Genomic DNA, 24,548 nt, shown 5'->3' with positions numbered 1-24,548 from the left:
CCTTGTAATGCCGTGGTGGAGACGACATGGTGGGACGCCCTGCCGGCATCGGTGCGAGCGCAGGTGGACGGCTTCGTACTCGATGACCGTCAGCTGCAGGCGATCCTGGTGACGAGGGAAGCGGTGCGGAGCCTCGCGGAGGGGTCCCGGACGCCGCCGCCTGATCTGTACGCCTGCCGCCGACTGGTCCTGGCCCGGTACGAGGTGCTGGCCGACCGGATCGTCAGGCGGCGCGCCGCCGACGTGAGTGTGGAGACGCCGGCCGGTCGCGTCGGCGAACTGCCCGGGCGGCTCGCCGCGATCGAGGCCCTGTGGGACGGCGACTCGGACGGCTGGTTCGTGACGCTCGTCGCTGTCCTGGACGCCCCGCAGGGCGAGTACGAGCTGGCGGCGATCCGTCGCGGCTCGGATCTGCGCCTGTTCGACGGACAGGTACCGCCGTGGCCGGAGGCACAGGAGGCCACGGCGACCGGCACCGCTCTCGCCGGACGCTTCGGCGTGCCCTTCCACTTCGCGAGCCCGGACGAGCCCGACGACCAGGCACCCCGCTGGCGGACCACCCTTTGATACCCGCCGCAGGCCGCGGACGAAGTCTGCGTACCCTGTCCAGGTGTCAGCTGCTCGTCTGCGTGGTGTTGCCGTGTTGGTGTCCGAGGGTGCGAAACCACTGGACGTCGGTATTCCGGCGCAGGTGTTCACCCGGCGGGCGAGCATGCCGTACGAGGTGCGGCTGTGCGGTGCGGCTCCCGGCCTGGTGACCGGCGGCGACGGCCTCTCGTACCACGTCGCCGACGGTCTGGACGCGCTGGCGTGGGCCGACCTCGTCTTCATCCCCGGCTACCGCTTCCCGGACCGTGACGATCCGCCGCGGGCCGTCGTCGACGCGCTGCTCGCCGCGCACGAGCGGGGCGCCCGGCTGGCCGCCATCTCGACGGGCGCCTTCGCACTCGCCGCGACGGGCCTGCTGGACGGGAGACGTGCCACGACCCACTGGCACTACACGCAGGCGCTGCAAGCCAGGTATCCGTGCATCCGGGTCGACGAGAACGTGCTGTTCGTCGACGAGGGCGGGGTGCTGACCTCGGCCGGCGCCGCGTCGGGCATCGACCTGTGCCTGCACATCCTGCGCGGCGACCTGGGGGTGGCCGCGTCGAACCACGCGGCGAGGCGCTTGGTCGCGGCCCCGTACCGCAGCGGCGGCCAGGCGCAGTACGTGCCGCGCAGCGTGCCCGAACCGCTCGGCGAGCAGTACGCCGCCACGCGGCAGTGGGCGCTGCGGCACCTCGGCGAGCGCCTCACCCTCGACGTGCTGGCGCGGCAGGCCGCCGTCTCACCGCGCACCTTCTCCCGGCGCTTCGTACAGGAGACGGGATACACGCCGATGCAGTGGGTCATGCGCGCCCGTGTCGACCTGGCGCGCGAGCTGCTCGAACGCTCGCAGCGCAGTGTCGAGCAGATCGCCGCCGACACGGGTCTCGGCACGGGCGCGAACCTGCGGCTGCACTTCCAGCGCATCCTGGGCACCACACCCAGCCAGTACCGGCGTACCTTCGCGCCCGGCGAGTAGCCCCGCCACTCGTCCCATCGCCGGTGGTCACACCGCGTGGCGCGATCCTTTTGAACCCTGGCAATCGCGCCCCTGTCAGCGCCGGGCCCGGCGGGCGAGCCTGGTGGCGAACCGAAGGGACACTGCCATGACTCGTATCGCCATCAACGGATTCGGCCGCATCGGACGCAATGTGCTGCGGGCACTGGTCGAACGCGACAGCGCCCTGGAAGTGGTCGCCGTCAACGACCTGACGGAGCCGGACACGCTCGCGCGACTGCTCGCCTACGACACGACGGCCGGCCGGTTCAACCGCCCGGTGAGCGTGGACGGGGACACCCTCGTCGTCGACGGCCGCCGCCTCACGGTCCTCGCCGAGCGCGACCCCGCGCAGCTGCCGTGGGCCGCCCTCGGCGTCGACATCGTCCTGGAGGCGACCGGCCGCTTCACGTCGGCCAAGGCCGCCGGCGCCCACCTCGGAGCGGGCGCGCGCCAGGTACTCGTCAGCGCGCCGTCGGACGGGGCCGACGTCACGCTGGCGTTCGGGGTCAACACCGGCGCCTACGACCCGGCCGCGCACACGATCGTCTCGAACGCCTCCTGCACGACCAACGCGCTGGCCCCGCTGGCCGCCGTCCTCGACGAACTCGCGGGCATCGAGCACGGCTTCATGACGACGGTGCACGCCTACACCCAGGAACAGAACCTCCAGGACGGGCCGCACCGGGACGCCCGCCGGGCCCGGGCCGCCGCGGTCAACATCGTGCCGACGACGACGGGCGCCGCCAAGGCCATCGGCCTCGTACTGCCCGCCCTGGACGGCAGACTCGCGGGTGACTCGATCCGCGTACCCGTCCCCGTGGGCTCCATCGTCGAGCTCAACACGAGTGTGGCGCGGGACGTGACACGCGAGGACGTGCTGGCGGCCTATCGTGCCGCGGCCGACGGGCCGCTCGCGGGCATCCTCGAATACTCGGACGTCCCGCTGGTGTCCGCCGACATCGTGGGCAATCCGGCCTCGGCGATCTTCGACTCGGCGCTCACCCGGGTGGACGGCCGGCATGTGAAGGTCGTCGCCTGGTACGACAACGAGTGGGGCTTCTCCCACCGGGTCGTGGACACCCTGGAGTTGCTCGGCACACGCTGACCGCGGCCGAGCCGGCCCAGTGGGCCGGGCCCCGCAGGCCGACCGGACCGAAGGCGGCCCGGTCGGCGGAGTCGTCCACGGCATGCGTCGGGCGCCGGGCGTCGGCGGCCGGCGTGCGGCACGGGCTGGATCATGTCTGTTGCTCTCTGGTGGTTGCCGGTTTCTCGGTGTAGCGTCAGTGTCAGATGTCGTGGTTCGCAGTACCTGCCCGCGCTCCGGCGCGGGTATTTTGCTGTGCAGTGCAGGACCAGGGCGATCACCTCCGGGCTCGCGTGGTGCGGGTCCGTTAGCGACTGGAAAGGCACGAGCATGGCCAAGGGCACCGTCAAGTGGTTCAACGCCGAGAAGGGCTTCGGCTTCATCGAGCAGGAGGGTGGAGGTCCGGACGTCTTCGCCCACTACTCCAACATCAACGCCTCCGGCTTCCGTGAGCTGCAGGAGGGCCAGGTCGTGAACTTCGACGTCACGCAGGGCCAGAAGGGCCCGCAGGCGGAGAACATCACCCCCGCCTGACGGTTCCGAATGAAACGCTCGGCCGGTGTCTCCCGGCCGAGCGTTTCGCGTGTCCGGCCAGTGTGTCCGGTCGCCGTGTCCGGCGCGATGGGTGCGCGAGCGGGCGTAGTCGTACGAGACGTGGTGCTGTCAGCGGCCTCCCGGCCGGCATTCCCCGTGGCTGTCCACCGTCGGGCTGTGCGGGGCCAGGCACAGGAAGAGGGGGCGACGGGCGCGCCCGGCCTCGGTGAGCGGCAGGGCGAAGCCCCGGTCGGGCGCGATGCTGTCGCGGACGGTGACGTGATTGCGCAGCGCCTGCAGGACGTTCGACGGTGACGCGGATCCGCCGGACTCCGCGGACGCCTGTTCGATGGCGGCGGCCGCCGCTCGGAAGGAGTCCCCTCCGGTGGAGTAGTCACTCCCGCCCTCGGGCCTGTTCAGTACGGGCCGGTCGGAGAAGGAGATGTAGTACAGGTTCACCGCGTCGTACTTGTGCAGCCGGGCCCACTCGGGCACGTCGTGGTACTCGATCAGGGTGTTCACGTCGGAGGCGATGACCGGGATACCGGAGGACCGTGTCGTGCCGTCCCTCCCGCAGGTGTCCTGAACCCGTGCGAGCACCTTCGGGAGCTGGCTGCCCCGGGCGGCGTAGAAGGTCTTGCCGTGGTCGGCGGGCAGGGCGCAGATCCTCTCGGCGAGATCCGGCATTCCCAGCGCGGTGGCGCTGCTGTTCCCCGGCCGGGGCGCCGGAACCTTCGCGAACTGCGGGTCCTCGACCTCGATGCCGCGGTCCTCGAGCCGCCGGGCGAGCCCGTCCCGCAGTTCCTGGCTGTAGCGGTCCTTGCTGTCGTAGACGATCAGCGCCCGCTCGGTGTCCGCGTCCACCCCGCGTTTCACCATGGCCTCGGCCATGCGCTCGTTGGTCGGCTGGGTGTGGAAGAAGTTGCGTGCTTCCTCGGCCATGAAGTCGCCGGTGACGGAGGCTCCGATCACGGGCATGGTGTCGCCCAGGCGGTTGATGGCGTCGACCGACTCCTGACGGCTCTGGGTGATGCCGATCACCGCGGACACACTGCTGTCCTTCGCGGCCAGCTTCCTGATCCGGTCGGCGACCGCCTCTCCCTCGCCGAAGGCGAAGCCGGTGCTGGCCACCAGAATCTTGATCATGGGCATGTCCTGGTCCACCATGGCCCGCTCGTTCCAGGTCTTCTGTGCCGCCGCGGCACCCTGGAGCTGGAGGACACCCGCGGGCACGATCTGCTCACTGCGTGCGTTGGGGTCGGCGGTCAGGGGTGCCAGGAACACCACCGTCCGATGGGCGCCCTTCACCTCGGAGTTCTGGCGACGGACCTGGTCCTGGAGGTCGGGCACCAGGGACTGTGACTGGATGCTGGTGAAGTAGCAGCCCTTGGTCCCGGTGTCGACGCCCACGATCTCCTTGCCCGCGCGCCAGGTGCCGGGACAGGGGTCCCGGGGCGGAGCCGGCGCGGCAGGGGTCCGGTCTCGGAAGGGGACGTCGACGGCCAGCAGCTCGCCCCGGAACGCGAAGGCCGTGGAGCACAGGATCGCCAGCAGCAGGACGGGTACGGCCCACCCCGCGTGTACGCGGACCGCGCCCACCTCGGAGGCCGTCGCTCTGGCGTTCAGCGCCAGCCACCTGACCGTGTCCGGCTGTTCGGGGCCGTCCGGCATCCGTACGGTGATGCGGTGGAGCCCTGTCGCGTTCCCCGACCGTGGTCCGGTCCGCCCCAGTGCAGCGGCCGCCTCGTCCAGTCCGACCGGTGAACTGCCGCCGGTGCCGGTGCCGGTGCCGGTGGCGGTACTGGGACCCGTGCCGGTACCGGTACCGGTGTCGGCCCCCTCCGGCTCGCCCCGTTGTCCCGCGAGAATCACCAGCGGAGGGCGCGAACCCTCCCGGACGAGCTCGTGGTGTGCCTGCAGCAACTGCCGTACCGCGGCGCTCCCGGGACCGTCGAGATCGGGTACGAGCAGCACGAAAGGCCAGAGCCTGCGACGCCTCGTGGGCCGGAACCAGCTGGGTTCCACGGCCCGCGACAGGTCCCTGAAGAGGGCCTCCAGGAGCAGGTTCGGCCGCAGCAGCCGCTGCTGTTCCGCGTCCGCGGTGCGCAGGCGTGTCGCGGCCTGGATGAAGTCCCGGGAGGCCAGTCCGGCATTGGTCAGCGGTCGGGCGTACCACCGCATTCTGCGGTTGAGCCGGTGCCGGTGCCACAACCGCAGGGGGAACGACAGCACGACGGTCCAGGCTCCCGCCAGCGCTTTGGGGACCGCGGCGTTGTCCACCGCCTGCTGCACGGTGCCCAGACCGGGGGTGCGCCGTTCCCAGCGGGTCCACAACCCCTCCGCCATGGCGCGGTGCGGGTCCTGGGGGACATCCGCCTCGTCCTCCGCGGTCTCGTCGCCGGGCATGCGGACGTCGAGGACGTCCCGGCAGACCTGGAACGCGGGCAGGCGCAGCCTCCCCGCCCGCCGCGGCATGGTGTTCTGCCAGTCCGCGACAAGGACGTCCAGCAGGGCGACGTCCGGCCTGGCGTCGCCCCCCTCTCCCTGCACCGGCGAGGACGGGACGACGGCGCTGGGGACGACGTAGGTCCTGTCGCCGTCGCGGGTCTCGACGAGCCGGTCGCCGTATCCGGACACGAAGGACGCGGCGTGCGGCGGGCCGGTCCCGCCGTCCCGGAGGACGAGCTCCAGCACCTCGCGGCCGCCGCTCGGCCGCGTCATCCGTTCGTCGAGGGCTTTCACGAGATCGATCACATGTGCAAGAGCCGGAATCGGCACAGCCCTCCCCCTCTCCCACGCAGGACGTCGCTTGTCTTGTGGGGGGATCATGCCGTCGCGGCTGTCAGGCATATTCCGCAAAGCCGGAGTTGCCTTGTTCTGCTCGAAAACGCCCTCCGTTTGCCGATACGGATCACTTCGGTGACCGGTGCCTCAGCACGGCGGCCGGTACCTCTGCTGGGTGAAGTACTGGCCCCATTGGGCGCGGGTGATCGCAGGCGTGGCGGTGTCGCAGATCCGGGACGCCACGCGCTCCTCGCCGGGATCCCACAGCAGTGCCGTCCAGTCCTCGCTGCCGGTGGCCAGGGTCCGGCCGTCGGGACTGAAGGCGAGGGTGTCCACCGCTTTGGTGTGGCCCCTCAGCTGCGCCAGTTCCCGGGCGTCTCCGCTGCCGGTCAGGCCGTACAGCCGCACGGTGTGGTCGGAGCTCGCGGCGGCCAGCCTTCGCCCGCCCGGGGCGAAGGCGACGGACATGACGCCGTCGGTGAAGCCGGTGAGCCGGTCCCGCGGGACCGGCAGGCGCGGATCGGTGAGGTCCCACAGCTGTACGGTGCGGTCCTCGCTGCCGGTGGCCAGGGTCCGGCCGTCGGAACCGAAGGCGACCGACTTCACGGCGCCGGTGTGACGGGCGAGAACCGCGACGCGGGCGGGGCGCTGCCGCTCGGCCACGTTCCACAGGACGACCGTACGGTTCCTGCTGGCCACGGCCAGGGTGCGGCCGTCGGGGGCGAACGACACGGAGTCCACCGCGGTGGTCCCCCGTAGCGTACCCAGCGGGCGGGGCGGCCGCCGCGGGTCCACCGTGTCCCACAGCCGTACGCTGCCCTGCTCGCCGCCGGTGGCGAGGGTGCGGCCGTCAGGGCTGAACGCGACCGAGTTGACGTGTCCGACCTCGGCGGGGACGACACTCAGCCGACGGGCGTGGTGCGAGGCGTCCACACTCCACAGACGCAGGGTGCCGTCGGCACTGCCACTGGCGAGGGTGCGCCCGTCCGGCCGGAAGACCACGGAGTTGACCGGGCCTGTGTGCCCGGTGAGTTCGGTCAGCCGCCGGGGCCGGCGTACGTCCCCGAGGTTCCACAGGCGCACGCTGCGGTCATAGCTGCCGGTGGCCAGGACTCGTCCGTCGGGGCTGAAGGCGACCGAGTAGACCGAGCTGGTGTGGCCCGTCATGGCCGGCCCGGGAAGGTCCCACAGCCGCGCGCTCTGGTCCTCGCTGCCGGTGGCGAGGGTGCGGCCGTCGGGGCTGAAGGCCAGCGAGCCGACGCTGCCGGTATGGCCCGTGAGGACGACCGGTTCGCGCACGGGCCCGGACTCGGCCGGCTCCCAGCGGCGTACGGTGCCGTCGACGCCCGCGGAGGCGAGGGTGCGGCCGTCGGGGCTGAAGGCGACGGCGTTGACCGCGTCGGTGTGCCCGGCGAGCACCTTGCGCACGCGGGGTTCGCGCGAGCCTGCCACGTCCCACACCCGCACCGTGAAGTCGGCGCCGCCGGTCGCCAGCGTGCGGCCGTCCGGGGCGAACGCGAGTGCTCTCACCTCACCGCCCTGACCGGCCGCGGGTGGCAACTGGCGCAGCCGCCTGCCCGACGAGGTCACCTCCCAGCGCCGCACCGTACGGTCGGCATGGCCCGTGGCCAGCACGGCCCCGTCCCGTCGGACCGCCGCCGCGGTCACGTCGGCGGACACACGGAGCACGGCGAGGGGACGCGGAGGGCCGGGATCCGCAGGCCGCCACAGCCGGACCGCGTCGCCGGAGACCGTCGTCAGGGCCCGCCCGCCGGGAGCGAAACCCAGTCCGACGACCGGTCCCGCACCGGCGGGCAGGCGTGCGACGAGCCGGGGGCGCCGTGCGTCGCGAATGTCCCACACCCCGGCCGAGCCGAGCTCGTCCCCCGCGGCCAGGAAGCGGCCGTCGGGGCTGACGGCCACCGTGCGCACGGCACCCGCCAGGCGGGGCAGCGTACTCAGCCGGCGCGGCCGGTGGGCGTTCGAAGTTTCCCAGATCCGCACGGTCCGGTCGCTGTCGCCGGTGACCAGCACCCGGCCGTCGGCCCTGAACGCCAGCGCCGTGACCGCGCTCGTCTGACCGGGCAGCTGGGTGGCGTACGCAGTGGCGAAGGTGCTGAGCAGACTGCCACGGGCCTCGGGTGTGGGGGACAGGCGGTAGGCGGCCAGACTCACCTGGGCGGCCAGCGCGGGATCGGCCGCCCGCAGCGCCGCCGCCTTCTCCGCGGCCCGCTGCGAACCGGCGGCGTCCCGTTGGCGGTCCGCCGCCCGCTGCGCCCGCACGGCGAGGACCGCGGTCGTGCTGGCCAGCACGAGCAGGACGGTCAGCAGCGCCATCGCCCCGCGCCGCAGCCGGGCGCGACGCCCCACCGCCGCATGCTCCGCCGCCCGGGCCGCCAGACTCGCGTCGAGGAACTCCCGCTCCCGCACGGACAAGGACGCCTCTTCGAGGACGGCGGCCAGGTCGAGACGGGTACCCCGGTACAGCGCACCGGGGTCCCGGCCCAGCGTCTCCCAGGTCTGCGCCGCCTCGGTGAGCTGCCGCAGGGTCCGTACGGCCGCACGGTCCGCGGTCAGCCAACCGTGCAGCCGGGGCCAGCACCGGATGAGGGCCTCATGAGCCAGCTCCACCCGTTCCCGGTCCAGCGTCAGCAGCCGTGCTCCGGCCGCGCGGTCCAGTACGACCTCCAGGGCGCCGTCGGCTGCCCCGGGGAGCCCCTCCAGCTCTTCCAGGCGGGCCGGCCGCCGGGTGTCCTCCGTGCCCTCGCCCAGCGAGGTCAGCCGGACGAACACCCCCCGCGCCAGCTTCCGCTGGTCCGTGTCCAACTGCCGGTAGAACTCCTCGGCGGTACGCGACAGCCCGCCCTCCAGCCCGCCCGCCGCCTCGAACGCCCCCAGCGTCAGCGCGTTGCCCCGGCGCCGCCGCCAGGTCTGCAACAGCGCGTGGGACAGCAGCGGCAGGACGCCGGCCTGCCCGTGCGCCTGTGCCGTCAGCGAGGCCAGCAGTGCGCCCTCGACCGTCAGCCCGGCCTGCTGGGCGGGCTTGACCACCGCCCGGCGCAACTCGTCCAGGCTCATCGGCCCGACCGGGACCTGCGCGTCACGCATGGCCTCCACCAGCGGCGAGTGGTGGGTGCAGTGTGCGTAGAAGTCGGCGCGCACGCCCAGGGCCACCCGGCACCGGGCGCCGTCATGGGCGGTGGCGGCGACCAGCGCCTCGATGAAGCGGTCCCGCTCCACGTCGTCCGGGCAGAGCGTGAAGGTCTCCTCGAACTGGTCGACCACCAGGACCACTTCGTCGTCCCGGGCCTCGGAACGGGCGGTCACCTGACGCACCACCCGGCCCAGGTTCGCGGGATCCTCCCGCAGCTCCCCGTACAGTCCGCCCGGCGTCACTCCCGCCAGCGCACCCAGGCGCACGGCGCACTCCTCCAGCGGCCGGGGCCCCGGCGTCAGCACCACCGTCGTCGCGGCGGCCCGCAGACGCGGTACCAGCCCTGCCCGCAGCAACGACGACTTGCCCGATCCCGAGGCCCCGATCACCGCCACGAACCGCTGCCGCTTCAGCCGCTCGGCCAGCTCCTCCACCAGCCGCTCCCGGCCGAAGAACCACTCCGCGTCCTGTTCCTGGAACGAGCGCAGGCCCGCGTACGGCGGGGGAGCGCCCAGCTCCTCCGCCGGACCGGGCTGCGCCTCACCGAGGCTCGCGGCCGCCTCCCGCCACCGGCGCTCCCATTCCGCCGCGTCCCCGCCACAGGCGCGTACGTACGCCAGCGTCACCGCCAGTGTGGGCAGGCGCTGCCCGGACGCGGCGGAGGACAGCGTCGAGATCGAGTAGTGGGCCAGCTCGGCCAGCTCCCGGTAGGGCGGGTTGCCTGCCTTCCGCCGTAAGTGCCGCAGCCCTGCGGCCAGTTCGTGTAACGGACCGTCTCCCGAGTCCAGCGGTCGTTCTCTGCGCGGCATCGCCGCACCTCCCCCTTGACGTTCCCCCGTGTCGCAGTGGTCGCTGCGACGTCATATTTTTCAGGACTTGTTTGTTCGATACCAGTCACCGAACTCGAACAATGTCCGGACCGCTACACCTGGAGGCGCGCCCACGGTGCGCGGCCCGCCGGACACGGCGACGGGACCGCAGGCAGCCGTACGCTTCGAGGAGGAAGCATGGAGTCCAGTGTTCCGCGGTGGTACTTCGTGGTGCTCCCGGACCGCGACGAGGCCACGGCCCTCGCGGAACGCCTCCCCACGCGGGAAACGCGTACCGTACCGCACGCGTCGGGGAGGCCGTGGCTGGTCGTCGCGCTCCCTGACGAGCAGATCGTGACGGCCGAGGCGGGTGACGACCGGGCCGCTGTGCTCGGTCACTCCTCGGCCACCGCCGCCGGGCTGCGCGAGGCCGCCGGACGAGCGGGTGGCGTCGAGGCATTCGACGAGCTGTCCCACACCCTGGCCGGCGGATTCCATCTGGCCGCCTCGGTCGGCGGACGACTCCGCGTGCAGGGCAGTGCCTCGGGCGTCCAGCGGGTGTTCCATGCGGTGATCGACGGCGTCGCGGTGGCGTCGGACCGCGCCGACGTCCTCGCGGAGCTGGGCGCGTTCCCGTACGAGGAGACGGCGTTGGCGATCCGGCTGCTGCCCACCCTCCCGCACCCGCTCGGCGAACAGCCGCTGTGGCAGGGTGTCGAACCCCTGCCCCCGGAGTCGTATCTGCGCATCGAGGCGGACGGCCGCCGAACGGCGGTACGACGCTGGTGGCGGCGCCCCGAACCGCACCTGTCCCGCGCCAGGGGCGCCGAACTGCTGCGCACCGCGCTGGCCGACGCGGTCGCGGTCCGCACCCGGCAGGGCGGCGTGGTCCACTGCGACCTCTCCGGCGGCCTGGACTCCACACCGGTGACCTGGTTCGCGGCGCAGGGACCCGCCGAGATCGTGGCGACCACCGCGTACAGCGGTGATCCGGGTGGCCGGGAGGATCTGGACTGGGCGCGGCGCGCCCTGGCAGCCATGCCGGCCGTACGGCACCGGACCCAGTCGCTGGACGAACCGCCGGCGTTCTACGAGGGAATGCCCGAGCTGGCCAACCGGCTGGACGAGCCGACGCACACCTACCTCGTCGCTCCCCGCATCAACGCCAACATCCAGGCCGCACTGCGGCACTCGGCCCGGATGTACCTCAACGGCCTGGGCGGCGACCATCTGCAGAGCGGGCTCCCGAACTGGGAACACACCCTCCTCCGCCGCCGCCCGCTGCTCGCCTGGCACCGCGCCCGTACCCATCCCATGCTCAGCCGGACCTCACCGGCCGCGACCGTCCGCGGGCTGCTGGACCGGCGCGGCTACGGCGAGTGGCTGCGTACCGCGGCGGCCCCGGCCCACCGCGACCGGCCCGGCGGCGTCACCGGATTCGGCTGGGACCTGCCGCTCACCTGGCCACTGTGGATGACCCCGGACGCGGTGCGAGCGGTGCGGCGCCGCATCGACGCGCTCGCTGCCGGGACGGAACCTCTCGGGCCGGACCGCGCCGGACACGCCGAGCTGGCGCTGGTACGGGACGGCGCCCGCGTGGTCCGCGGTACCGGTCAGCTGGGCGCGGACGCGGAGCTGCCCTTCCAGGCACCGCTCCTGGACGACCGGGTCCTTGAGGCGTATCTGGCCGTCCGGCGCGAAGAACGCGTCACGCCACTGGAGTTCAAACCACTGATGAAGGAAGCGATGCGCGGCCTGCTGCCCGAGGAGCACCTCGCCAGGACGACGAAGACCGGCGGCGATCCGCAGGCCGTACGCGGCTTCGCCGCGCACCACACCGAAATCTTCGACCTCTGCACGGCCTCGCCCCTCGCGGAACTGGGCATCGTCGACGACGACGCGCTCAGGCGGCACAACAGGCCGCAGCCGGGGCGGATGCCCGACGGCGCGTTCCGGCCCACCGTCAACTGCGCGGTGTTCCTGCGCGCCCAGGCCCGGGGACGCCTCGTGGCCCCGGCCCGCGCGGCGGCGGCACGGAGCGACGCATGAGCCCCCGGGTGGCGGCACACGTGTCCATGGTCAGCACCGAGTACGGAACGGTGCTGCTCGACGAACGCAGCGGACACTATTGGCAGTTGACGCCGAGCGCCTCGGTCGTCATGGCCCGGCTGGAGGAGGGCGACGGCGTCGAGGCGGCGGTGGCGGCGCTGACCCACACCTTCGAGGTGGGTGAGGAGACGGCTCGCAGGGACACCCTCGCCCTCATCGAACGCCTGCGAGCACTCGGCGTGGTGACGCCATGAGCCTGCCGGTCCTGCCCAGCCGCCCGTTGCGGCCCCCGCTCGCGGTCCGGCTCGAGATACGTACCGCCGTGTGGGTGGCGAGGCGACTGGCGAGAAGGTCGCCACAGCGCATCAGAGCGGTCATGACCCTGCTGAGCAGAGGTGTCCGCGCCGCGGATCGCGCGCAGGCGCGACAGGCGAGGGACGAGGTACTCAGCGTCAGTCCGCGGTACTGCGGCCCGCCCGCCGCCTGCCTGCCGCGCTCGATCGCGGTGGCGTTGCTCTGCCGGACCCGCGGCACGTGGCCCACCTGGTGCGTGGGGGTGCTGGCGGCTCCGCCGTTCCTCGCGCACGCCTGGGTCGAGGTGGCGGGCGAGATGGTCGACGAGCCGGTCGACAGCGACTGCTACCGGAAGTTCTTCGCGGTCGAGCCGGTTCGGGGGCCCACGGACGCGCGTGCCGCGTCGACGAACTCAGCCGGACACCGGTCAGGTGAGTGACCGGGTCCCGGCCGAGCCACGGCTGCGGAGCCGTGGTCACACGGGAGAGAAGGGAGGAGAGACCATGGAGCAGATCGAGAGGGCACCCGTCGACAAGGCGCCCTACGAGGCCCCGGCCGTCATCGAGTTGGGCGAGTTCGCCACCGAGACCGGTTTCCTCGTCACGGGCTCCACAGAGCCCGGCCTCAACTGGCCGCTGTATCTGTGGTGATCGCGTCCGCCGGGTCGGGCCGAGCAGCTGAGACCCTTGCCACCGCGCCGCTGAGCCGCTGAACCGCGTCGGCTCCGCCCGGCGTCGGCTCCACCCGTGGCTCCTGTCCGGCACCGGCCGGGGCGCGGTGGGGGAGCGGCCCGCGCCGGGTACGCGAAGCGGCTCCGTCCTCGACCGAGGACGGAGCCGCTTCTGCAGGGTGTGGAAGGTCGGGTCAGGCGTGGCTGCGGCGACGGTTTCCGGTGAAGACCCGGTACAGGGCGAGGAGGATGATCGAGCCGACGATGGCGGCGATCCAGGTCGAGACGTCGAAGAAACCGTCGATGGAGTCGACGCCGAAGATGACCTTGCCGAGCCAGCCGCCGAGGAGACCGCCGGCGATACCGATGAGCATCGTGATGATGATGCCGCCCGGGTCCTTGCCGGGCATGAGCGCCTTGGCGATGAGGCCCGCGAGCAGACCGATGAGTATCCAGGCGATGATGCCCATGATGTGTGTCTCCTACCTGGTCGTATAAAGGTCTTGTCAAGGAACCGTGTGTTCCGTGAACGCGTCTTCAAACACCGCGGGTTCGCGAAAGCACGGCGAGTTCGCCGTGGACGGTTCCCGTCGGCTCTCTCCGGCCAGGTTCCGGGGGACGGGCGGCGCAGCCTGCCGTGCATGACGTGGCGGGCTCACCGATCGCGGCCGGCAGGGCCGATCGAGGTCGGCAGTGTCGGTGGCGACGGCGCGGCCCGCCGGGACGGGATCCCGTCCCGGCGGGGCCGGTTGTGCGTCAGTCAGGCGTAGTAGCGGATCGTGCCGCGCAGAGCGGGCCCGCCGCCCTCGCAGTGCTGTACGAACGTGGCGGCGAACGCCTTGACGGCTCCGTCGTCACCGCGTGCCAGTTTGGTCACCGTGAGCTCCCCGGAGACGGTGTTGCAGCCGCGTCCGTTGCCCGACACGTCCAGTCCCGCGACGGAGGCGCCCTGGCTGCGCTCGGCCCGGTACGTGCGCCCGGCGGCGAACTGCTCGCCGTCGGGCGGGGTCAGCAGCGCGGACCAGGACTCCCGCTTGCCGGAGACGCCGTACTCGACTCCGTCGCCGTAGGGGCGGATCGAGAAGGTGCTGGTGGCGCCCTGATGCGTCTGAGCGGCGCCCTGGCCTATGAAGTCGCCGGCGTCACTCGTGTAGGCGTAGGACAGCGGGTAGGCCCGGTACTTGACGACGCCCTTGAGTGTGGGCGCGGTGGCGCTCTCACAGCGCTGGGTGTAGGTGGCGTCCAGGACGGTGACCGCTCCGGACGCGTCGGTCTCGATCTGGTTGACCGTGAACTGCCCGTAGACCTCGTTGCAGCCGCGGCCTTCTCCGGAGACGTCGAGTCCGGGTGAGCGGCCGGTGCGGAAGGGGGCGCGCTCGGCGTCGCGGTAGACGCCGGGAGTGAGTTGTTCACCGATGGGGGCCGCCAGCTCGACGTCCCACCACTCGTCGGCCGTCGTGACGCGGAACCGCACGTCCGCCGCGTTGCCGTCGACGGTGACGGTGGCTATGGACGGTGTGTACGTGGCGGTGGCGCCCTGACCGATGTAGTCACCGGCCTGACTGGTGTAGCTGTACTTGGTCACGGCCACCGGCGTCCCGGAGGCCGCCGAGGCCGTACCGGTCAGGCCGAAGCTGAGCCCTGCCGCCACGGCGACACTCACCAGCACACCTAACAGCGACCGCACCAGATCTACGCGTCTGTGCACAGACACATGCCCCTCCTCGCTCCCGAACGCTCCCACCGAGCGCCCGCACCCCCGTTATAACAAGAGCCACTGACAACACCCCCACAACAGGCAACTCCATGGAAAACGACGGGAGTCGGGACTTCTGACGGACGGCTCGATTGGATTTTCGGCACACTCCTCGCCGAGTGTCCCGACGGCTACCACTGCTGAGCGGCTCCGCAAGGCGAAGGTCAGCAGTCAGCAGTCAGCAGTCAGCAGTCAGCGGCCAGGTCCGACGCAGGCCCGGGGCAGCACTGGCGCAGGACCCGGTACGGCGGCTCGCGTCGCTGGTGGGTGGCCCGTGAGGCGTGATCCGGATCATGGCCGTTGCTCTCTGGTGATCGCCGCGTTCACCGTGTAGCGTCAGTGTCAGATGTCGTGGTTCGCAGTACCTGCCCGCGCTCCGGCGCGGGCATTTTGGTGTGCAGTGCAGGACCAGGGCGATCACCTCCGGGCTCGCGTGGTGCGGGTCCGTTAGCGACTGGAAAGGCACGAGCATGGCCAAGGGCACCGTCAAGTGGTTCAACGCCGAGAAGGGCTTCGGCTTCATCGAGCAGGAGGGTGGAGGTCCGGACGTCTTCGCCCACTACTCCAACATCAACGCCTCCGGCTTCCGTGAGCTGCAGGAGGGCCAGGTCGTGAACTTCGACGTCACGCAGGGCCAGAAGGGCCCGCAGGCGGAGAACATCACCCCCGCCTGACGTCACAGATGAACGGTTGACGTACGTCAAAGCCGGACATCATCGGCCCCCGGAACGCACGACCGGTTCCGGGGGCCGAGCCGTTTCGCGCCACGGGAAGGGGTTGCGCGCCGACCCTCGACGCGCTGGCCCTCGATGCGCTGGCCCCGCATCCGGATCTCGCCCCTTGCCGCCTCAATCCGCCGCTCACCGCCCCGTCTGGCCTGAAGTCCTCCCCGACGGCCGGGTCCTCCCGTCCGCGGCGGGCTCCCATCGCCCCGACCCCGTCCCGCAACCCCTCCCGGCCGGCTCCGACGAGCATCAAGTCCGCCCCCGACCCCAGCCCGATCCGCCCACCCCCACAGCGACCCCCACCCCAAAGACACCCCACCGCGGCAATCCCACCGTCAAGACGCGAAGGCATGAAGCCCCGGCTTCGCCGTCAACTGCTTGCTGTGTTCAACGTATTGACACGTGCATTACAAAGGCTTTACGTTTCGGCCATCTGAGAGCGCTCTCAGCCACCCGTCGCGTCAGACGTGAGGTGCCGCATGCCATCCCCCCGCATCAGGCCAGCAGCCGGACTGCTCCTGGCCTCAGCCCTCGTCTTCGTAGGGCTGGGCCCGGCCGCCGTACCGGCGGCCGCCGCCACCGTCCCCGTAGGCTCCGGCAGTTACTCCGACACCCGGCCCGCCGGGACGTCGGGCCCCACCACCAACACCGGAGCGCCGGTCACGCCCAAGCTGACGGCCGCCGCAAAGAACCGGCCCGTGCCCACCAACGACTGGTGGTCCTCCCTCGCCTTCCAGCGCTACGGCGACAACCCGTACTCGACCCCCATGTACGGGCACCCCCTCACCTACCAGGCCGCGGCCGGCGGACTGGACGTCGGCTACCCGACGAGCCCCGCGATCGTCGGTGACGGGCGCCAGTACGAGTACGCCCACAAGCGTGACCTCACCATCGGCCTGACCGGGCTCAACGCACCGGACACCAAGGCCGACGACTGGTCCGACTGGACGGTCACCCCCCACTGGTCCGACGGCACCCGCACCCTGCGCACCACCATCGGCCACGGCTCCCCGTTCGTCTACGCCAAGGGCACGGGCGGCAACGCCCAGATCACCACCGCGGGCACCCCCGCCGTCTTCGCCGACCAGGGCAACGTCCTCGGCATCACCGTCGCCGGACACCACTACGCCCTCTTCGCGCCGACCGGCAGCGACTGGAACGTCGCCGGCTCCACCGTCACCGCGGGCCTCGGCTCCAAGGACTACTTCTCCGTCGCCGTGCTGCCGTCGACCGACGCGCTGGCGACCTTCAAGAAGTACGCCTACAGCTTCGTCACCGACTCCAAGACCACCTGGAGCTACACCGGCGGCACGGTCAGGGCGACCTACACGCTCACCACCGAGGCGAAGGAGGGCACCGAGCGCGGCACGCTCCAGGCCCTCTACCGCCACCAGTGGCTGAACACCACGGACGCCCTCACCTCGTACACCTACGTCTCGCCGCGCGGCACCATGAAGGTCCGCGAGTCGGCCTCCTTCACCACGAGCCAGAAGGCGGCGGCGGTACTGCCCGGGCTGCCCAAGTCCACCGGTGTGGACGCCGCCCGGCTGCGCGGCTACCTGAACGAGGTCGTGAACGCCGCCGACCCGTTCTCCGGAGCCTCCGACACGTACTGGACGGGCAAGGCCCTCGGGCGCCTCGCCCAACTCGTCCCGCTCGCCGAGCAGATCGGCGAGACCGGCACCCGCGACAGACTCCTCGGCCTGCTCAAGGGCAAGCTCCAGGAGTGGTTCACGGCGGGCGGCGCGAACGAGTTCAGCTACGACAAGGACTGGAAGACGCTCACCGGCTATCCCGCCTCCTACGGCAGCGACACCGAACTCAACGACCACCACTTCCACTACAGCTACTACGTCTACGCGGCGGCCATCGTCGCCCAGTACGACCAGGCGTGGGCCGCCGACTCCGCCTGGGGCGGCATGGTCAAGACCCTCGTCCGGGACGCCGCGAACCCCAGCCGCACCGACACCACCTTCCCCTTCCTGCGCGGCTTCGACGTCTACGCGGGCCACAGCTGGGCCTCCGGCCACCAGGGCTTCGCCGCCGGCAACAACCAGGAGTCCTCCTCCGAGTCCACCAACCTGAGCGCGGCACTCGTCCTGTGGGGCTCCGCGACCGGCGACACCTCGCTGCGTGACCTCGGCACCTACCTGCTGACCACCGAGTCGGAGTCGATCGCCCAGTACTGGTTCGACGCCGACGAGCAGGTCTTCCCGTCCTCGTTCACCAAGGACACGGCCGGCATGGTCTGGGGCAGCGGCGCCGCGTACGCCACCTGGTGGACGGCCAACCCCGAGGAGATCCACGGCATCAACGTCCTGCCCGTGACCGGCGGTTCGCTCCACCTCGGCGGTGAGAAGGCCGCGATCCGGCGCAACATCGCCGAGATGGAACGGGAGAACGGCGGCCCGGCCGTCGAATGGCGGGACATCCTGTGGGAGTTCCAGTCCCTCGCCGATCCGGCCGCGGCGAAGGCGAAGTGGGACGCGGGCAACGCCGGCTACACCCCGGAACAGGGCGAGTCGAAGGCGCACACCTACCACTGGATCAACACCCTCGACACCCTCGGCGCCCCGGACGCCACCGTGACCGGTGACATCCCCACCTCCGCCGTCTTCACCAAGGGGACGACCCGGACGTACGCCGCCCACAACCACGGATCCACGGCCCGTACCGTCACCTTCTCCGACGGCAAGACCCTTTCCGTGCCGGCTCGTTCCACAGCGACCGGCACCGGGACCGGCTCGGGCGACCCGGACCCCGATCCGGATCCGCCGACCGGCAACACCTTCCAGCTGCGCACCGGTGGCACGCTGACCACGGCGACCGGCGGCACGGCGGGCAGCGACACCATCGCCTCCGGTGGCGGCGCCAACCACGACGGTACGCCGAACCAGCCCCTCGTCTACGAGGTCCGGGGCGTCAACGGCACGCTCACCCCGGGCGCACAGAGCGCGTTCCGCCTCCAGGTGGACGCGGGCAGCGCGGTCGGACTCGGCCAACAGGCCCGGATCAGCTACGACTTCACCGGCGACGGAAGCTTCGAGCGGACCGAGACGTACAACTACTTCGCGACCGACCCGGTCACCGGATGGGAGGAGTACTCGCAGGGACGCGGGCTCAAGGCGTCCACCGGCACACCGGGCAACCTGGCCGGCGGCACCGTACGCCTGGAGGTGTGGAACGCCATCGGCAACGGCACCTCGAAACTGCAGACGGGCACCGACAAATCCGTGCTGGTCATCCCTTACGGCTGAACCACGGGGGCATCACGGCTGTGCTGCGGCCGACCCCCACAGCCGCAGCACAGCTGAACCGGCGGAAGGTCCGCGGCGGGCAGCGGCGTCGAGCCGCTGTCCGCCGCACCATTGTGCACAGGGGCACAGGGGCACACCGGCGGTACCGCTCGGGTCGCCCGCCGGCCGGCGGACCGGCGCGTGGCGCAGCACGGGTGGGCCCGTTCTGTCTAGGGTGGAAACCATGTCCACCACAACACCCGGGCAGCCGCCCCGCGTTGACCCCGCCGAGCTGATGGCGGACCCGTACACCGTGTACGGCCGCCTCCGGGAAGCCGGGCCCGTCCACCGCATCACGGGGACGGACGGACTCCCGGCCTGGCTGGTCACGCGCTACGACGACGTACGCCAGGCCATCGCCGACCCCCGGCTCTCCCTCGACAAGCGCAACGGGACGCCGGGCGGCTATCACGGCTTCTCGCTGCCGCCGGCGCTGGACGCCAACCTGCTCAACATGGATCCGCCCGACCACACCCGCATCCGGCGCCTGGTGTCGCAGGCGTTCACCCCGAGGCGTATCGCCCTCCTGCGCGAACCCATCAGGTCCACCGCCGACGCACTGCTCGACGCCATAGCGCCGCACGGCCACGCCGACCTGATCGCCTCGTACGCCGCGCCGCTGCCGATCACCGTGATCTGCGATCTGCTGGGGGTGCTCCCGCACGACCGGCAGGACTTCCGGTCCTGGACCGACACACTCGTGGCCCCGGACCCGACCCGGCCCGAGAGGGCGAAGGGCGCTGTCCGGTCCATTCTGGCCTTCTTCACCCAGCTTGTCGCCGACAAGCGGGCCGCCCCCGCCGACGACCTGCTCTCCGCCATGATCGCCGTACGCGACGACGACGACCGGCTCAGCGAGGACGAGCTGATGTCCCTGGCCTTCCTGATCCTGTTCGCCGGCTACGAGAACACCGTCCACCTGATCGGCAACGCCACCCTGGCCCTGCTCAGCCACCCGGACCAACTGGGCGCGCTCCGTGCCGATCCGGGTCTGCTGAGCGGTGCGGTCGAGGAAGTGGCACGCCACGACGGGCCCATGCCCCTGGCCGTCCGCCGGTTCCCCGTCGAGGACATCACCATCGGCGGAGTCCGCATTCCCGCCGGGGCGACCGTCCTGCTGTCCCTCGCCGCCGCCCACCGCGATCCGCACCGTTTCACCGACCCCGACCGGCTCGACATCGGCCGCGACGCCACCGGTCACCTCGCCCTCGGACACGGCATCCACTACTGCCTCGGGGCGCCCCTGGCCCGTATGGAGACCGAGATCGCCCTCGCCGCGCTCCTCGAACGCTTCCCCGACCTCGCGCTCGACCTCCCGCCGGACGGGCCACGCCGACGGCCGTCGATGCGGAGCCGTGGTCTGCTCGAACTCCCCGTCCGCTTCTGACCGTTCGCGCGCGTACGGGTGGGCAGCGGCGTGGCGGAGAGGCTCGGGCGCTGCCGCCGGGCCGGAGTCAGCCCGCCGCGGTGTTGTAGTTGGCGATGTCCTCCACGAGGAGAGCGACCGCGCCGACCAGCGGGCTGTCCGCCCCTTTTCGCACCACGTCGGGCAAGCGGTGCGCTTCCTCCTCGGCGGCTGCCACCATGCCCCAGAACGCGTTGAAGCCCGAGGGATCCGCCGGCTTGTCGACCGCCGCCCCGACGGTCAGGACGCCGTCCCGCTCGGCCAGCGCCAGCGCACCCATCCGCCGCAGCGTGTCGGGATCCCGCTCCTCGGTGGCCACCACGCTCCAGCCCGCCGCCCCGGCCCGCTGCAACGCGCTGAGGAGGACGTCCGAACTGCTCGCGCCGGTGACAACGATGTCCGGCAGGACCAGGGCCACCGGTCCCCGCGTCAGGGGCAGAGCGCACCGGATCGCGCCGTCGAGATCCGGTTCGAGCGACTGGTCCTGGTGGACGAAGACCAACTGGAAGATGTCGGCGTAGCGTGTGAGATAGCCGACCGTGTCCAGCTTGTGCGTCCCGAACACGACGACCAGCCGCACGGTGAGCCCGCTCTTGGCCAGCTCGACGGCGGATTCCAGACTGCGGTCCAGCACGGTGACCCCAGGAGCCAGACAGTGCAGCTCCTTCGAGTAGGGAGCCCTGAAACGCGTGCCGAACCCGGCGCAGGGCAGGATGATCGAGACATCGGGAGTGGGCACGGACGAACCAGGCATGGAGCCGCCCTCAGGTTGTGTTGCCGATCAGGAACCTTGCGCGTCGACGGATACGGACGGCCCGGGGCCGACGCCGCACCGCCGGCCTGTAGGAGACGTTGGCGATCACCGTAGCCACCGCGGGCGGTCCACGCGAGAGGGCGTGTCGATCGACGAGACCGTTCCGGCGCCACGCCACGTACACTGCTGCCGCGCACCCGCCACGGCGACGCGTCGTCGTCGACGAGAACCGCTCGAAGCCCGGGCGGGCACGGCCGGACGCGGGGTACGACAGACCGAAAGAGGGCGCGGCATGCGGGTGTTGCTGACCACGTACGGGACACGGGGCGATGTCGAACCGCTGCTGGCACTCGCGGTGCGGCTCCAGGAGCGCGGCGTGGAGGTGCGGATGTGCGCCCCGCCGGACGAGGAGTTCGCGGAACGGCTCGCTGGTCTCGGTGTGCAACCGGTGCCCGTCGGACCGCCGGTGAAGGAGCTGATGCGCGGGACGACCCTGCCGTCGGCGGCGGACCTGTCCCGCTACCGGACCGAGATGGTCGACGAGCAGTTCGCCGTCTTCCCCGCCGCGGCCGAGGGGTGTGACGCGCTGGTCGCGGCCGGCCTGGCGCAGGTGGCCGCGCGGTCCGTGGCCGAGGCCGCGGGCATCCGCTACGTGTACGTGAGCTACGCGGCGGTCAACCTGCCGTCGCCGTACCACGCGCCGCCGCCGCGGCCCGGCTGGCCGGCGCCGGAGGCGGCCGACAACCGGACGCGGTGGGAGCTGGACGCCCAGCACGTGACCGAGCAGTTCGGCGGGCCGCTGAACAGCCACCGGGCATCGCTCGGTCTGCCTCCCGTGGACAACGTCCGCGACCATGTGTACTCCGACCGGCCGTGGCTGGCGGCGGACCCGGTCCTGGGAGCGTGGCGCGAGACGCCGGGCCTCGACGTGACACAGACGGGTGCCTGGAGCCTGCCGGACGAACGCCCGCTGCCGGCCGACCTGTCGACGTTCCTGGACGCGGGTGAGCCGCCGGTCTACGTGGGCTTCGGCAGCATGCGCCCGTCGCCGGACATCGCCCGCAACGCCGTGGAGGCGATCCGCGCGCAGGGGCGCCGCGTCCTCGTCTCGCGCGGCTGGGCGGACCTGGACCTCGTCGACGGCCGGGACGACTGCTTCGCCATCGGCGAGGCCAACCACCAGCGGCTGTTCGGTGAGGTGGCCGCGGTGGTGCACCACGGTGGCGCGGGGACGACGGTGACCGCCGCCCGGGCGGGAGCGCCGCAGGTGGTGGTGCCCCTGCAACTGGCGGACAACCCGTACTGGGCCGGCCGAGTGGCGGACCTGGACATCGGTGTGGCACTCGATGGTCCGGCCGCGACCGCCGAGTCCCTGGGCGTCGCGTTCAAGACGGTCCTGGCGCCCGGGACCCGGGCACGCGCGAAGGCTCTGGGCGCCAGGATCCGCACCGACGGAGCGGCGGTGGCCGCGGGCCTGCTGGCCGACACCCTGCACTGAACGAGCCCTCGTGCGCGGCGCGGCCGGCGCGGGGGCCGACTGCTAGCGTGCGGGCGCATGGAAGACAGCGTGTACGTGGGCAACGCGGGCAAGGACGCGGCCCTGGACCGGGGCTGGCTGCTCGGACACTTCAAGGAGCACGGCGACCCTCGCCACAGCGACGCCGTGGAGGTCAAGTGGGGCGTCCACCCACGGGGCGACCAGCGGGCGCGGTGGGTGGAGGGCGAGGTGCGCACCGCTCTCCTGGTCCTCGTCACGGGTCGTTTCCGGATGGAGTTCCCCGGTCGCAGCGTGCTGTTGGCGGAGCAGGGCGACTATGTCGTCTGGGGGCAGGGAGTGGATCACTCCTGGGTCGCGGAGGACGAGTCGGTGGTACTGACGGTGCGGTGGCCCTCCGTGCCCGGATACGCCACACCCGTCAGCGCACGCAGGTGAAGCTCGCCGCGCTGTCCGGGTCACCGGTGCGGTATCTGGGCCAGGCCGGATATGTGCAGAGAGGGCGGGTGCGCTCGTGCAGCGCGTCGGTCATGACCGGGCGGGTCGGCGGCTGCCCCTTCTCGGCCCAGCGTTCGAGCGCGGTGAGTGAGTCGGAGGTGCCCGCGAACGCCGGCGCGCCGACGTTCGCGTGATTCGCCCCGGGCAGGACGTAGTACCGCATGAACGCGTGGGTCGACCTGGGGCCGAGAACGTCGCGCACACGCTCGTAGTAGTCGCTCGTCGACCGGTGGGAGACCAGCTCGTCCGCGGCGCCGTGCAGCAGGATCAGCTTGCCGCCGGCGCGGGCGAACGGACGGAGGTCCGCGTCGTTGCGGTCCTGGACCGTCGACAGGTGACTGATCCGGCCGAGCCACTTTCCCGGGCGCCGGGGATCCACGTCGAGGGAGTTGTGGTGCGGGTCGCGGGTCAGGAAGTACTTGACCCACTGATCCCAGTACTGCATCCCGTAGCCGCTCGTCACGGGCATGGGGTGGGCCGGGGCGGTCGTACCGAATCCGAGGAAGGGGGTGCGCATGTCCGCCCCCGAGAGGAACGGGAAGCCCGGGTATCCGGTCTCGCCACTGGCGATCCGGTACGGCCACCTGAACGGCGTGGACATCGCGGTCACGGAGCGGATCTGAGCGTCCGACAGACAGGACGGACCGTCGTCGGCACCAGTGGGGCAGCGCAGCACGTGAGGGTCGAAGCGACAGCCGCGCGGGTTCGAGATCACCTTGTCCCTGATGCCGTCCCGATGGTCGCACGCCTTGATGACGCTGTCGTAGAGGAGCGTCTGCTTGTCGGGTCCGGGGAAGGCGCCGGGGCGGGACAGGACCTGCGTCAGGTGTCCCAGGTACAGGACTTCGCTGAGGTTGTTCCACGCGGGATAGGCGGAGATCACACCGTCGAACGCCTCCGGCCACCGTTGAGCGACCACGAGAGCCTCCCGGCCGCCCGTCGAGCCTCCCGCGAAGTAGACCTTGGCCGGCTTGGTCCCGTAGGCGTGCCTGATCAGGAAGAGGCTCGCGTCGTGTGTCTTCTTGAGCGCGTCGCCGGCGGCGAAGTTGTGCAGGGCCTCGTCGTTCAGGCCGAACGACCCGTCCAGTGACGGAGGGGCCGTCGGACTCTGCTGGTGGCCGGAGTCGCTCGCGAACGTCGCGTAGCGCCGGGCCAGCGGCGCCGGCCGGTCCGTGGGGCCGAACGGCACGTTCGCCGTCAGGTCCGGGACGGTGCCGCTGTAGCCTCCGCCGCCGAACATCATCGCCTTACGGTTCCAGTCGTACGGCAGGTCGACGCGCATCCTGACCTCGGGCGCCGCCGGGTCGACGGGGGAGAGGGCGGCGTCGACCTGGCAGTACGTGACCGTCTCGCCGCTGACGACGCTCGTCCTGACGGCGGCGGACGTCACGCGACCGCCCCGGGTCGGCAGACTCATGACCGACGCCGGAATCTCCATCCGGGCCAGCCCGGCACACCGCGGCACCGTCGCCGAGTACCCCGCCCCGGACGAGGTCGTGGCGGTGGCGGGTCCGGGCGCCAGGACGTGGAGCGCGCCTGCCACGAGAGCCAGGGCCGCCGGCCCGGCGAGCCGACGAATCGTGGTGCCTCTTGCCTCGGTTCTCCTCACGCCGGCCCCTTCTCTGCACCGCACGAGCACGGCTTCGGATTCTC

At 71.8% G+C, this 24,548-nt stretch carries 19 protein-coding genes; 13 read left to right on the top strand and 6 right to left on the bottom strand.

Annotated elements, in window-relative coordinates; all coding sequences use genetic code 11:
• Nucleotides 1-15: 15 nt before the first annotated feature.
• The 4 genes from ACFYXC_RS14845 to ACFYXC_RS14830 all read left to right on the top strand — a co-directional run bounded on the left by ACFYXC_RS14845 (nt 16) and on the right by ACFYXC_RS14830 (nt 3,206).
• Nucleotides 16-567, top strand: coding sequence for a hypothetical protein (locus ACFYXC_RS14845; protein WP_389551193.1), 552 nt, complete (start codon nt 16-18; stop codon nt 565-567).
• Nucleotides 568-610: 43 nt separating this feature from the next.
• Nucleotides 611-1,567 carry a GlxA family transcriptional regulator gene (locus ACFYXC_RS14840; protein WP_389551190.1) on the top strand — a complete coding sequence of 319 codons (957 nt, stop codon included), beginning with the start codon at nt 611-613 and terminating at the stop codon, nt 1,565-1,567.
• 127 nt (nt 1,568-1,694) lie between these two features.
• Complete coding sequence (gene gap / locus ACFYXC_RS14835) at nt 1,695-2,693, top strand: type I glyceraldehyde-3-phosphate dehydrogenase (RefSeq protein ID WP_389551186.1); 999 nt, start codon at nt 1,695-1,697, stop codon at nt 2,691-2,693.
• A 309-nt stretch (nt 2,694-3,002) separates the two neighbouring features.
• Nucleotides 3,003-3,206 (top strand): cold-shock protein, encoded by a 204-nt coding sequence (locus ACFYXC_RS14830; RefSeq protein WP_107014587.1) that lies wholly within the window; start codon nt 3,003-3,005, stop codon nt 3,204-3,206.
• A gap of 129 nt (nt 3,207-3,335) precedes the next feature.
• Here the strand turns inward: ACFYXC_RS14830 and ACFYXC_RS14825 are convergent, their stop codons facing one another.
• Together ACFYXC_RS14825 and ACFYXC_RS14820 are read right to left on the bottom strand one after the other, a co-directional pair.
• Complete coding sequence (locus tag ACFYXC_RS14825; RefSeq protein WP_389551183.1) at nt 3,336-5,960, bottom strand: ABC transporter substrate-binding protein; 2,625 nt, start codon at nt 5,958-5,960, stop codon at nt 3,336-3,338.
• A 177-nt stretch (nt 5,961-6,137) separates the two neighbouring features.
• Entirely contained in the window at nt 6,138-9,953 is a 3,816-nt protein-coding gene (locus ACFYXC_RS14820) for an XRE family transcriptional regulator (protein WP_389551180.1), read from the bottom strand.
• Nucleotides 9,954-10,151: 198 nt separating this feature from the next.
• Here ACFYXC_RS14820 and ACFYXC_RS14815 point away from each other — a divergent pair, with 198 nt between their 5' ends.
• From ACFYXC_RS14815 to ACFYXC_RS14800, 4 genes are all read left to right on the top strand, one after another.
• Nucleotides 10,152-12,002: an asparagine synthase-related protein gene (locus tag ACFYXC_RS14815; RefSeq protein WP_389551177.1), complete on the top strand. Its 1,851-nt coding sequence runs from the start codon at nt 10,152-10,154 to the stop codon at nt 12,000-12,002.
• A complete protein-coding gene (locus tag ACFYXC_RS14810; RefSeq protein ID WP_388907087.1) occupies nt 11,999-12,256 on the top strand; it encodes a lasso peptide biosynthesis PqqD family chaperone in 258 nt (85 codons plus the stop codon). The genes ACFYXC_RS14815 and ACFYXC_RS14810 overlap by 4 nt, the downstream gene beginning before the upstream one ends.
• Nucleotides 12,253-12,735, top strand: a complete 483-nt coding sequence (locus tag ACFYXC_RS14805; protein ID WP_389551173.1) for a lasso peptide biosynthesis B2 protein — start codon at nt 12,253-12,255, stop codon at nt 12,733-12,735. The genes ACFYXC_RS14810 and ACFYXC_RS14805 overlap by 4 nt, the downstream gene beginning before the upstream one ends.
• 64 nt (nt 12,736-12,799) lie before the next feature.
• Complete coding sequence (locus ACFYXC_RS14800; RefSeq protein WP_389551171.1) at nt 12,800-12,946, top strand: lasso RiPP family leader peptide-containing protein; 147 nt, start codon at nt 12,800-12,802, stop codon at nt 12,944-12,946.
• A 214-nt stretch (nt 12,947-13,160) separates the two neighbouring features.
• Here ACFYXC_RS14800 and ACFYXC_RS14795 read toward each other — a convergent pair whose 3' ends face one another.
• Both ACFYXC_RS14795 and ACFYXC_RS14790 read right to left on the bottom strand, forming a co-directional pair.
• Complete coding sequence (locus ACFYXC_RS14795; RefSeq protein WP_388907096.1) at nt 13,161-13,436, bottom strand: GlsB/YeaQ/YmgE family stress response membrane protein; 276 nt, start codon at nt 13,434-13,436, stop codon at nt 13,161-13,163.
• 290 nt (nt 13,437-13,726) lie between these two features.
• A complete protein-coding gene (locus ACFYXC_RS14790; RefSeq protein WP_389551168.1) occupies nt 13,727-14,680 on the bottom strand; it encodes a hypothetical protein in 954 nt (317 codons plus the stop codon).
• A gap of 512 nt (nt 14,681-15,192) precedes the next feature.
• Here ACFYXC_RS14790 and ACFYXC_RS14785 point away from each other — a divergent pair.
• From ACFYXC_RS14785 to ACFYXC_RS14775, 3 genes are all read left to right on the top strand, one after another.
• A complete protein-coding gene (locus ACFYXC_RS14785; RefSeq protein ID WP_107014587.1) occupies nt 15,193-15,396 on the top strand; it encodes a cold-shock protein in 204 nt (67 codons plus the stop codon).
• 530 nt (nt 15,397-15,926) lie between these two features.
• Nucleotides 15,927-18,704 (top strand): glycosyl hydrolase, encoded by a 2,778-nt coding sequence (locus tag ACFYXC_RS14780; RefSeq protein WP_389551164.1) that lies wholly within the window; start codon nt 15,927-15,929, stop codon nt 18,702-18,704.
• A gap of 223 nt (nt 18,705-18,927) precedes the next feature.
• On the top strand, nt 18,928-20,130 hold the full coding sequence (locus ACFYXC_RS14775) for a cytochrome P450 (RefSeq protein ID WP_389551161.1): 1,203 nt from the start codon (nt 18,928-18,930) through the stop codon (nt 20,128-20,130).
• 67 nt (nt 20,131-20,197) lie between these two features.
• Here ACFYXC_RS14775 and ACFYXC_RS14770 read toward each other — a convergent pair whose 3' ends face one another.
• Nucleotides 20,198-20,902, bottom strand: a complete 705-nt coding sequence (locus ACFYXC_RS14770) for a hypothetical protein (protein ID WP_389551158.1) — start codon at nt 20,900-20,902, stop codon at nt 20,198-20,200.
• Between the two features lie 292 nt (nt 20,903-21,194).
• Here ACFYXC_RS14770 and ACFYXC_RS14765 point away from each other — a divergent pair, with 292 nt between their 5' ends.
• Entirely contained in the window at nt 21,195-22,400 is a 1,206-nt protein-coding gene (locus tag ACFYXC_RS14765; protein WP_389551155.1) for a glycosyltransferase, read from the top strand.
• A 57-nt stretch (nt 22,401-22,457) separates the two neighbouring features.
• The gene (locus ACFYXC_RS14760; protein ID WP_388907110.1) at nt 22,458-22,835 is read left to right on the top strand and encodes a signal peptidase I; all 378 of its coding nucleotides are present in this window, start codon (nt 22,458-22,460) and stop codon (nt 22,833-22,835) included.
• Here the strand turns inward: ACFYXC_RS14760 and ACFYXC_RS14755 are convergent.
• Nucleotides 22,819-24,504, bottom strand: a complete 1,686-nt coding sequence (locus ACFYXC_RS14755) for a tannase/feruloyl esterase family alpha/beta hydrolase (protein WP_389551153.1) — start codon at nt 24,502-24,504, stop codon at nt 22,819-22,821. The genes ACFYXC_RS14760 and ACFYXC_RS14755 overlap by 17 nt on opposite strands.
• Nucleotides 24,505-24,548 lie beyond the last annotated feature (44 nt).

Source organism: Streptomyces sp. NPDC002701 (assembly GCF_042889045.1).
Lineage (GTDB): Bacteria > Actinomycetota > Actinomycetes > Streptomycetales > Streptomycetaceae > Streptomyces.
Note: the sequence above shows the minus strand (reverse complement) of the source record. Positions and strands in the feature narration are given on the sequence as shown.